Source organism: Sagittula sp. NFXS13 (genome assembly GCF_040148795.1).
GTDB lineage: Bacteria > Pseudomonadota > Alphaproteobacteria > Rhodobacterales > Rhodobacteraceae > Sagittula > Sagittula marina.
The window spans coordinates 24,453-34,921 of the sequence record NZ_JAGEMH010000024.1 but is presented as its reverse complement, the minus strand read 5'-3'; the positions used below and the strand labels follow the sequence as shown (position 1 = coordinate 34,921).

At 55.1% G+C, this 10,469-nt stretch carries 9 protein-coding genes and 1 pseudogene; 7 read left to right on the top strand and 3 right to left on the bottom strand.

Annotated features, from left to right (window positions below):
• The 4 genes and pseudogenes from J4E08_RS22985 to J4E08_RS22970 all read left to right on the top strand — a co-directional run.
• Nucleotides 1–227: hypothetical protein (locus tag J4E08_RS22985; RefSeq protein WP_349540494.1), on the top strand; the 227-nt coding region annotated here is incomplete at its 5' end.
• Nucleotides 199–465, top strand: a complete 267-nt coding sequence (locus J4E08_RS22980) for a helix-turn-helix domain-containing protein (protein WP_349540493.1) — start codon at nt 199–201, stop codon at nt 463–465. The genes J4E08_RS22985 and J4E08_RS22980, both read left to right, overlap by 29 nt.
• Nucleotides 466–911: 446 nt before the next feature.
• Complete coding sequence (locus J4E08_RS22975) at nt 912–2,030, top strand: acyltransferase family protein (RefSeq protein ID WP_349540492.1); 1,119 nt, start codon at nt 912–914, stop codon at nt 2,028–2,030.
• A 437-nt stretch (nt 2,031–2,467) separates the two neighbouring features.
• Nucleotides 2,468–2,869, top strand: a pseudogene (locus J4E08_RS22970) (hypothetical protein); the annotation flags it as partial.
• A 101-nt stretch (nt 2,870–2,970) separates the two neighbouring features.
• Here the strand turns inward: J4E08_RS22970 and J4E08_RS22965 are convergent.
• Nucleotides 2,971–4,686, bottom strand: coding sequence for a phospholipid carrier-dependent glycosyltransferase (locus J4E08_RS22965; protein ID WP_349540491.1), 1,716 nt, complete (start codon nt 4,684–4,686; stop codon nt 2,971–2,973).
• A gap of 643 nt (nt 4,687–5,329) precedes the next feature.
• Here J4E08_RS22965 and J4E08_RS22960 point away from each other — a divergent pair.
• From J4E08_RS22960 to J4E08_RS22950, 3 genes are all read left to right on the top strand, one after another.
• Entirely contained in the window at nt 5,330–6,811 is a 1,482-nt protein-coding gene (locus tag J4E08_RS22960) for a UbiA family prenyltransferase (RefSeq protein WP_349540490.1), read from the top strand.
• A complete protein-coding gene (locus J4E08_RS22955) occupies nt 6,808–7,176 on the top strand; it encodes a DMT family transporter (RefSeq protein ID WP_349540489.1) in 369 nt (122 codons plus the stop codon). Before J4E08_RS22960 ends, J4E08_RS22955 begins: the two co-directional genes overlap by 4 nt.
• A 540-nt stretch (nt 7,177–7,716) precedes the next feature.
• Nucleotides 7,717–8,112 (top strand): thermonuclease family protein, encoded by a 396-nt coding sequence (locus tag J4E08_RS22950; protein ID WP_349540488.1) that lies wholly within the window; start codon nt 7,717–7,719, stop codon nt 8,110–8,112.
• Nucleotides 8,113–8,255: 143 nt separating this feature from the next.
• Here the strand turns inward: J4E08_RS22950 and J4E08_RS22945 are convergent, their stop codons facing one another.
• Nucleotides 8,256–9,338: a hypothetical protein gene (locus J4E08_RS22945; protein ID WP_349540487.1), complete on the bottom strand. Its 1,083-nt coding sequence runs from the start codon at nt 9,336–9,338 to the stop codon at nt 8,256–8,258.
• Nucleotides 9,332–10,183: a hypothetical protein gene (locus J4E08_RS22940; protein WP_349540486.1), complete on the bottom strand. Its 852-nt coding sequence runs from the start codon at nt 10,181–10,183 to the stop codon at nt 9,332–9,334. Before J4E08_RS22940 ends, J4E08_RS22945 begins: the two co-directional genes overlap by 7 nt.
• Nucleotides 10,184–10,469 lie beyond the last annotated feature (286 nt).

Genomic DNA, 10,469 nt, shown 5'->3' with positions numbered 1-10,469 from the left:
CGCCTGCCTCGTGCTCGGCCAAAATGCCGATGATCTGTTCGTCCGTGAATCTTGTTCGCTTCATTGTCCGTCCTCAAGTTGGGCCGGACTCTAATCGACGGTGGAGGAAAAATCCCGTGGCAGGTCACGCCTTAACCAAAGCCGTTCGCGCACAAAATCCTGCAAACAGTAGTCCCGAAAGAATTGGCCTGACGGCCAATGCGCCTTGGAACGCGCTTGCTATTTGAGGGCATCACGCCCCAAGGCGCACGCACCAAACTGGCCTACTTTTGCTCCGCCCCGCTGGCAGGCTTTTGCGCCGCCGTTGACATCGCCCGTGCCAAGGCCCTTCTGCGCGGCCCTGATTCCCTTATTGAGGTCGCATTGGCCTGCGGTTTCGCCAGTCAAAGCCATTTCACCCGCGCGTTCAAAGCCGCCACCGACACGACACCCACCACTTGGCGTAGCGCGGGGCAGGAGCGATAGGTGATGTGATCCCCGAGCCCGAGCGGGGATACTTTGGGTAGCACAGCACCAACCTGCAGACTCTCGTTATGAATGAGGGACCGGCACGGGGCAGGTCAGGCGCGAAGTCCACATGCAGCGATGCTTCAGGAGCGGTGACTTTCTCGGCGAGAGCCACAACGCGAACGGCCCAGAGCCGCCTTCCACCGACCACGCCGCTGCTTCACCGGACCGGCCATTCGTCCATGGCACAGCATTTTCGGAGGATGAAGGTCGGCAGAGCGGGACCTTTCAGACCTTCACTGCAGATGCGCCAATGTCCGGTTCAGCGAATCGTTCAACAAACAGTTTATTTTGGCAGGGCTGTCAATGCGGAATTTGCGCCCAATTTTCGTCGCATTTTTTCAGTAAGCTAAAATTAATGGTGAGAAAGCACCGCAAAGATATTGTGATAAGGATAGACACCGATGCAATCAATAGGACGACTTACAAGCCTTGGGCGGCTTCGCGGTCTAGCAGCACTCTGTGTCGTTTTTGGGCATGCATTTCATGTGCAGAGCTTGACTCCGGCCCAATATGCTTTCAACCCTGCGTTTTTGATAATCTCATCCGCGACAGTGATATTCGTTCTAATAGCGGGTATTCTATTTCGCATTAAGGCAGTGTCACGCCTCGTGAACGGAGACACATGCACCAGAACTATTTTTTGTCGCCGGTGGGCTGAATTAAGCGGGACTTATTTGACCGTTGGCCTCTTTTTGGCTGTCGTTGTCGGCTACAAAGAAGGCATCAGAGAGGGCGTCAGCCCATTTTTTTACGCATTTCAAATGATGTTGAACGGTAGCATGGCTCATTCGTATTGGTACGTCCCCTTCTTCCTAATTCTCATGGCGTTGGCGCCATCGCACGTTTGGTTTTGTAGACTTAAGCTACCAGTTCAGGTTTTTCTAATCATCTTTGGCATGATTATTTCCGCCTTCATACATCGACCTAACGCTGATGTCACTTTGGGCGCAGTTCATTCTCTTGCATATTATTTGCCAGTTTTTTGGTTGGGCTTAGTTCTTGGCTCGTACTGGCAAGAGATTTTGAAGTGGCTGCACGGAAAGGAGATACTTTTGGGTATTCTTATGCTATGTTGCGTGGCCCTGCAGGTGGAAATTGGTCAGGATCAGGTTTATCTTCATAAGATCGGTGAAAACTGGGGCGATATTGATCTATTTATCATTCAAAAGGTTCTATTTTCGCTAATATTTATTTCAGTTTTTCATCGAACCCAAGCACTAAAAATGCCGCTTTTCGACTGGCTGTCAAAAAACAGCCTGGTTATTTTCTTCATGCATTGTCCTGTTCTAATCTTAATCACTTCAGCGCCTCACTTGAGCGGATTCTACGTTCCCGATTTGGTTTTAGTAACGATCATAACTATCGTAGGCGGAGTACAAATGCACAAGTCTTTGGTTCGAACTTTCGCTCGCCTGCCGGACGGGGTGAAAGGATTTGCCGAGACTATCAGGGAAGCTAGGCTAAGCGAGCGTTTTCCGCGCGGCTTGTTGTCATTCCTCGCACCGAGCGTGAAGGGCTGAAAGCTGCCATAGGCACACTGTGGGGAGTATTGGCTCATTTCGGCGGTCGTAAGAGAATATCCAAAACCTCGTTTTGGAACGCATCCATCCCGCCTCAATTTCCGCCGTCATAAAAATCGTTCAAAACTTGATCGGTTTTTGAAAAATCTTGACATGGGAACAGATAGTGGACATCTGTGTGTCATGCAGCATTGGTCAAGATGGGCTCGTTCCGGACCTTCGCTGCGCCGCAGACCCAAGCGCCTGGTCGACCCTCGCGCGGCATCGCTCGCGGCCTTTTGCCGTCATTCGCCTGGTTGTCCATCGCCGCGTTGCAGCTTCCCTGAAACTGATTTTCGCGGCATCTCGCAGCACTTCTGGGCAGGCGAGGTCAGAAGGGCGAGGGGAACCGATTTTGCAAACAACGCCTCATACGGCCTCAAGACTGCCTGGGGTGCCTCGAACTGCTGCTCAAGGCCGTCTCCTATCGCATCCATACGATCCTGACCGATAATGGCATCCAGTTCGCCGAACAGCCCCGCAATCGTAACACCCCTTATTCTCGGGCTATGCGTTTCTACATGATCTGCAAGGCCAATGAGATTGAGCACCGGCTGACCAAACCCAGCCATCCATGGAGCCGCGAGGAACAGAAAACAGTGCGGGGGACTGCTTTCCTGCGGGGCGGCCAGGTCGAGCGGATGAACCGCACGATCAAGGAGGCGACGGTGAAGCGATACCATTACGATCGCCACGATCAGCTGCGCACGCCCTACCAATACATCTGCAAAATACGGAGATCAAAGCCAGACAGATCCATCATCGATCCGATCCACCAAATGCCGGGACTGAACACCTAGGGCGACCGTGGTTCGTAGGGCAACATTGCCACCGTGCATCAACATCTCTGGCCGCCCACCGAAGCTGAAGAACATCCGAGGCCAGGTCCTCCGGCACTCGGCTACTCACCGGTTGCGGTTGCCGCTAGTGGTGCGGTGTTCTTGTCGGGCAGAGAGCATTGAAACACACTGACAACACGCTCAAGATAGAGCGGCTTGTTGGGATCGAAGGTCTCAATCAGAGTGCAGCGGTCCACGACTTCGGCGAAGAACGCGCGCATGAGCGGGGCCTCGCTTTGGTTGAGCTGGTGGTCCAGGTCCTTGACCAGGAAGACTTCGAAATCCTGGTCCAGCCAGTAGTCCAGCTGCCATTCTTCGGGTTGCAGCGGCCAAGTGTGGGCTTGCACCTCGTAGCCTTCGGCGTCTTCGTCGACATGCTCAAGCCCGTACATCGCGCTTGGCATCGGCATGATGAACTGGGAGTTGGGGGCCGAGACCTCGACGATGCGTTCGGGGGCCATGTCGGGCATCGTCACGTCGTACTTGGCCGCCAACCTGTCCCAGCGCGCAAACTGTCGCTGCTGCACCTCTCGCGTGATGGGGATGGCTGTCTCGACCATGGTCAGGGCGCGTGCGTCAAAGAACTGGTTGCGCAGCAGGGCGTCGGTCTTTTTCCAGATCGGCTCGGACAGCGCTTGGCCGACGGGCAGCGCCGCCCCCCAGAGTGACATGGCGAGGGTCAGGGCCAAGCCGAGCCCGGCCAGCGATCGCGAAGGACCTCCGGAGCCTTCGAAGAGGCCCACCAGGGCCAGCGTCGCCAGCAGGGCAAACCCGGCAAAATTGGCGATCCACAAGTGTTCCGGCTGTCGCGGTCCCGCCATGAAGGCCACAGCGAGGGTGCCGATCATCAGCGCGCCCCAGATTACCAGCAAAAGACCCTTGTGATGCAGCTTGCAGATTGGCAGCAGCACGAGGACCGGGAGGATCACCGTCACCACCATCAGCAGCGGGTTCAGGCCAAGCACCAGCAGCGGCGCGCGCGTTGCCAGGGTTTGTGCGCCGCTCAACGGTTGGTCGACGCCGCGCACTGACATCACGGATTGGATGTGCTGATATTCGAGGAAAGTCGAGAAATCCAGCAAGGTGCCGATGTTCAGGATCGGCCAGAAAATGAGCACGGTGACGATCCCGCGCAGAAACGCCCCGCCACTGGCCCTGCCGCCTTCGCCGTTAGCGAGCAGGGCAATGTGTCCAAAGGCGAGGGGCGCCAGGATGAACACCGCAGATTGCTTGAAGCTGAGCGCCAGGACAACCATCACGCCGAACAGGATATCCCAGCGAGTCGGGCGCATGGTGTCGCGCCGGGCAATTGCTGCGGCACATGCGGCAACCGTAAAGGTGGCCATGGCGACATCGCCCTTGGCAATGTGTGAAAGATAGACGCCAAGGGGGAACAATGCGCCTAGCAGGCCCACGACCAGCGCGCCGCGGTAACTCAGCCCGACCCTGCGCGCGGTCCAGTAGCACACCGGTGCCAACAGGGCTCCGAACACCGCCGTGACAAGCCGAGCGGTGACATAGAAGACCGTCGGATCAATGAAATACTGTGCCCGGAATGCCCCGATGCTGTCCCACCAGCCAAGGCCGACCCCGGTTGCGAACAGTCCGACAAAGGCGCCGGCATTCACGTAGTTTATAAGCGGCGGATAGAAGTGCTGTCCGGGCGCCAGTTCGCCGGTCAGCACCTTGGCTGCGTCGTTGATCCGCTCGTCGCCGTGAAAATAACCGTAGTCCACGCCAAGCGCCCGCAAGACGAAGGCGATCGCAAAAAGGATCAATGGTGTGGATACAAGGACCAGGCTGCCATTCTCTTGTCGCATAGGTCGAGGGGTCCTGTGCATCTGTGCCATTACCCAAGCTTGGAGGGCTGGGCATTGGCTTTTCCGACCGGGCACGACACCAAACTTTTAATGCCCTCAGGACAGCGCTTTGCAATCAAGGTTGTGTCTGATCGTATTGCGCTGACTGCTCTCTTTGTTGTGCCTTCGCCGATCCTCCCTTTTTTCGTGGCGCTCCGCAAGGCTCCTAAACCGGGACCCGCTCGAACACGCCGCCCTGAAGGGCATTGAACGCTTGGATGGGCCCGTTTTCCACTGGATTTCAATGTCTGGCTTCGGGTCGAGTGGTTCGTCGTGTCGTCGCGAGCAGGTCAAGACTTGGTTGCCCGGCCTGCCCAACCGCTTGGAACAGCGTTGTAAAACCCTCAAAGTGAAGGGTTCACATCACCGCCGTGCCAAACGGATCCAGTCTCGTGCGGCAGAGCCGACAGGTCAGAGCGCCGATGTTACGAAAATCCTATGGACGTGCCGTATATAGCCTGATTGAGTGAGGGTTCCCGATCGTGCGACCCTTCACCTGATCGATCCGAAGGATTGCACGGCGTATCTTTCGAGATACCCAAGGTTGCAGGAGGTTTGTTATTTGGGCCGGAACGATGCCGCTGCGAGTGCAGCGCCCGAAGCCGCGTTGCCACTGTACGTCGATCTGGACGGCACGCTGGTGCGCACCGATGTCGCACAGGAATTGCTATTGTCCGCCTTGAAGACGCCGCGTGGGTTGGGCGCGCTGATCAGCGTCGGCCCCTCGTTGAACGCAGCGCAAATCAAACGTGTCGCCTCTGAAAATGCACCGGTGCAGGCCGATCTTCTGCCCTATCGGGACGCAGTGGTGGCGTATGCGCGGGCGGCTCGCGCCGAGGGCCGGCGTGTGGTTCTTGCGACCGCCGCAGATGTCTTGGTGGCCAAGGCCGTGGTGGCGCATCTGGGGTGCTTCGACGCAGTTCTTGCCTCGACGCCGGAGAGAAACCTCAAGGGACAGATAAAACTCGAGGCCATCAAGGCCGACTGCGCCGGCGGGCCATTCGAATATCTTGGCGATAGCCCGGCGGATCTGCCGATCTGGCGCGCCGCGGCCGTGCGCGGGTTCGTGAACCCGCAAGGGTCGGCACGGAGCATGGCGCAGGACACCAGCGGGCAAACCAGTTTGCAGATCGAGGACGCGCGTCCGATTTGGCGCTGCATCCGTAAGGCAATGCGGCCGCATCAATGGCTGAAAAACACGTTACTCTTTTTGCCGCTGTTCTTTGCCCATACCTACGACGATCTGGCCGTGCTCGGCCACGCAGTGCTGGCCTTCGTCGCCTTTTCCCTGCTCACCTCGGGGACCTACCTCGTCAACGATCTGTTCGACATCGACGCGGATCGGCGCCATCCGAAGAAGCGGAATCGCCCGTTTGCAGCTGGCGACGTCTCGCCGTTGGCGGGATCCTTGGTGGCCTTGGGCCTGATTGTAACGGCCATGGTGCTGGCTTTCGGCGCGACTAGCACGGCGTTCGGATTTGTGTTGATCAGCTACCTCGTCCTGACCATGATCTATACCTTTGCCCTTAAGAACTATTCGACAATCGATGTGGTTATCCTGGGCCTACTTTTCACGATCCGGATCGTTGCTGGAGCGAGCGCAACGGGCATTCTTGTATCGGCATGGCTTTTGACCTTTTCGCTGTTCTTCTTTACCAGCCTTGCCTATCTCAAACGCTCCATCGAGTTGATGAAGGTGTCGGAGGAGACCAAGCTGCCCAGCCGCAACTATTGGGGCCAGGAGCTGTCGATTGTGCAGAGCTTTGGCATCACGACTGCGGCGCTCAGCCTGCTGACCCTTGCGCAGTACATCACTTCCGACAGGGTGCAGGCCAGCTATCCCGGCAAGGATCTGCTGTGGCTTGTCATTCCACTCCTGATGTTCTGGACCTATCGCATCTGGATGTGGGCCAGCCGGGGCAAAGTGGAAGATGACCCGGTGCTCTTTGCCCTGAAGGACCGGATCAGCCAGATTACGATCCTGCTGATGATGGTTGTCGTTGTCGCCGCCCGTCAGTTCACGATTCCGTCGTTCCTGCTATGAGCATTGCGGCCTTCCTGCTGATCTTCGTCAGCGTGTCGTTGTCCGCACTCGGGCAGACGTTTTTCAAAAGAGGCGTCAGCGTCGTACGTTTTGCCGAAGACAGCGGCGCCCTGGCCAAGGTTGTCTCGATGCTGATGTCGCCCTGGGTCTTGGCCGGGTTGGCGGTCTATGGCCTGGGGACGGTCCTGTGGCTGTTTGCGCTGAAGAAAATCGACCTGTCGCTGGCCTATCCGTTTGTTGCCATGAGTTTTGTCATGGTGGCCGGAGCAGGGGTGCTGGTTCTGGGCGAAACGCTGACACTGGCCAAGGCGCTGGGATTGACCCTGATCGTTTCGGGTCTCGTGGTTATGGCGTTCGGCAACTGACCTAGCCTGCCTGCGGCAAAGCCCTCCTGCGGATCAGCGTCGAACGCCGAGCTCGGCGCAAACGATTTATGTCTCTAATCTTGATCGTCAATCACCTTCACGAGTGGGGTCGTGACCGGGACCGGTGCAACCCTAGATTTTCAGAAAACCCAATTAATTAATTCTATGATGCGGACACACCTCAGTCGAACTTAGGCTCAGGACTTCGGCAACGGGTCCGTTCCAGTCAAGGCATTTTTCGCAAGAGGATTGATCCCGCCGAAGCAGGAGAGCGACGCTTTTTGGCTTTCTTGCCTGATCTCCACACCACCGTGTATTGAGGTCCTTTGGGCACATGCTTCGTTCCGTGGTCAGCGCTTGGCTATATCGCGTAGAAGGCCCCGGCGGCCTTTGGTGCTTGACGCAGCGAATGGCCGGAATCCGCCCATACGGCTGGGAATGGCTGCGCCTGCAATGTCGTCTGCCGTGGGGCTGTAGATGGCGAGTGCTTGCGATGACAGCAGCTTTACAGATCTTGTTGATTGCTGCACTTCTCGCGGTATGAGACACATCCTTACTGCCGCTATCATCGCCTGCGCCTCCACCGTCGGCGCCCAATCTCTTCATGTTAGGGACGCTGATACGATAGTCGTTGACGGCACGCCAGTGCGCCTGAACGGCGTGGATGCGCCGGAACTGAAAACACGTGCAGGTCAGGACGCAAAGCGTTGGTTGACCAACTATCTCCGGGGTCGCGCAATCACCTGCGACCTGAATGGCGATCGCACCTATGACCGCTGGGTCGGTGTCTGCTACGCTGACGGGCAGGACATAGGCGCGGCTGTCATCGCTGCAGGACACGCACTTGACTGTCGTCGCTACTCAGGCGGGCGGTACGCGCCCCTCGAAACGCCAGCAGCCAGGTCGCGGATCAAGCGGGCAGGGTACTGCGATTGAACCCTAACCTGGCGCAACAGATCCAAGTGAGGAGGTTTAGTAAGACAACGAGCCAAAGGTAATTTGCATTCGAGCCCAAGTGTGGGTTCCTTGGTGCGGCGCGATGAAGTCCCCATCAACCGCATGCCAAGATAAAGAGTGGTTTATTTGGTTTTAGCAGTGCTCTTTGCTTCTGCTTCATCAGTATCCGGATATGGTCGCCGCTTCGACAAGACCAAAACAGCCGGAGCAATGACTTCCTTGTTGCCGAAAACGCTATGCTCAAAGTTTGGTCCTGCCCGCACGATCATCGCGGCATCGTCAAATGCTGTCAGCATTGTCGCCCAAATCTCACAATGTTCTGCTCCACGCACACTGCGACTGCATTCTGACTGCTGGAATTGCATACTGGAAAGCACCTCCGCTGCCGAAATTGGGTTTATGTTACCAAATCGAACAAAATTAAAACGTGCATTCCTATCAAACATGATAGCAGTTAATGGGAACGTTCCCAAAGAGACATCTGCGGGTAATTTCTGAATTGTCCGGGAGGTGGCTCCATTTTGGATCAAGATGTGAAGAGGCTCAATAAGCCTAAACCCTGTTTGAATCATATTCTCACAGGCATCAAACGTATTCTTCCAACGGTCTTCAACATCTAGGTAATTTAATTTTGCAGGAATTCTATCTTCTTCATATGTGTATGTGTATCGTGGACCAACGTTAGCTTCGAGAAGAAACGGAACGCTAAAATTTTGATCCGTTGCATATTTTCGATCCAAGTCATCCAGGCAAAAAATAGTGTCCATATTAGGGGCGGAAAACAAGCTATTGTATGACACTCCATCAATTTTATGGTAACCAGCGACTTCAGGGCTGCCCGCAACTTCGCTATATCCGATTGGCACGACACCGAGTATATTTTTGTCTTTCGACAGTAATGACCAAACATTTGATACGGTCGGTTTTACCGAAATTCGTTTACCATCGGCGTCAGTGGTAAAGAAATCTTGAGAAAGGTCCGGGTAGGCCTGACGTACAATATTTATCGATGTACGTAGCTCCATCTCTAATCCGACTTGGTCAATCGCGAACCCCATTTGCCCAAACCTATCACCACCGCTAGTTGAAGAGACGACTGACAGATTGAGCTCACCACCGACATCTGACCACTCAAATGACTGTGAATGTAGAGGCCCTGCGGACATGATGGCTACGGTCGAAATCGTGAGTGCTAACTTTAGCATGCTCGGTCACCTTTGCGAGCGACAATTGTTACGTCGAGTTGGAAGCCATCTTTTCGTTCAAATGTTTGACTTCTTGGTTCTGCACGCACTTGGATCATTCCGTTGTTGCGAAGCCCTAGGCCTCTTCTAACGTCACAGGTTATGTCGAGTTCTCTAGGCCCCAGTCCAATCTCAACGCTCTGTCCACCGATCTTGAGAAGAAGAGCATCCTCTCCAGCTGCAATCGCATCTCGCCAATCGGCACCATAATTCGGTTGGACCGAGATTGATATCTTTTGGTCGATTGCAGCGTAAAACCGAGCGCTCAAGTCTGAAACGGAAACGTTTTGGAAGACCGCGCTTGTACCAGGCTCTCCATCATCCGATAGAAATACTTGAAGCTTACGGCGGTCATAAAGCTCAAACGTATAGATTGCGTCTACTCGTTGAGTGACAATCTGTTCTAAGTCTGCGACGGCTCTGGGATGTAAGATTGCTTGGACGACATTTTTGTGAGCCGCTTCCAATGCTACTAGGCCATCAAGTTGCCCTCCAGATATCTCATCGCGTAAAATTTCTCTTACCATGCTTCGAAGTTCGGTTTGGTCACGCAAAATAACTTTCTGTTCATTGTCGATATCACGCAGTGTTGAGGTCAGTCGAGCGAGGAACCAGCTGTCATTCTCTGAACTATCCAGCTCGAATTTGATCTCTGATGTCAGCCACGACCTCACTGCCGAATCCCAAAACGCAAATGCGATTGCCGCCAATATTGGCAATGTTATCAGGACAATCTTGAAATACTTCGTGATTGCATCCAATGAGATTCGCCAGTTTGGCGCACTATCTTCATTGACCTCTACCAAGTCTTCATCTCCTACATTTCGGCCACGTGGTGGATTAAAAAAAGACCCAACTACGTGTTTGTCCCGTCCTAGTAGTGTACATGGCGCCTTGAGTTGATCTTTGTCAATGAAGAGCTAATGGCGTTTATCTGTACCGGTCATTTGCCATTGCCTGCCTGCGCAGGTGCTGTCAACCGGGTTCGCTCCATGTAGCGAAGGTCCACTCCTGCGGCGATTGCGAGGGCGTGATCGCGGCTGCGGCGAATGGCCGGTAACCGCCCGGACTGCCGGATCATCTACGCAGCGA

Coding starts and splice junctions, on each gene's coding strand:
- J4E08_RS22980 (WP_349540493.1), top strand. CDS start 199: ATGCGCCTTGGAACGCGCTTGCTATTTGAGGGCATCACGCCCCAAGGC.
- J4E08_RS22975 (WP_349540492.1), top strand. CDS start 912: ATGCAATCAATAGGACGACTTACAAGCCTTGGGCGGCTTCGCGGTCTA.
- J4E08_RS22955 (WP_349540489.1), top strand. CDS start 6,808: ATGAGCATTGCGGCCTTCCTGCTGATCTTCGTCAGCGTGTCGTTGTCC.
- J4E08_RS22950 (WP_349540488.1), top strand. CDS start 7,717: ATGAGACACATCCTTACTGCCGCTATCATCGCCTGCGCCTCCACCGTC.
- J4E08_RS22945 (WP_349540487.1), bottom strand. CDS start 9,338: ATGCTAAAGTTAGCACTCACGATTTCGACCGTAGCCATCATGTCCGCA.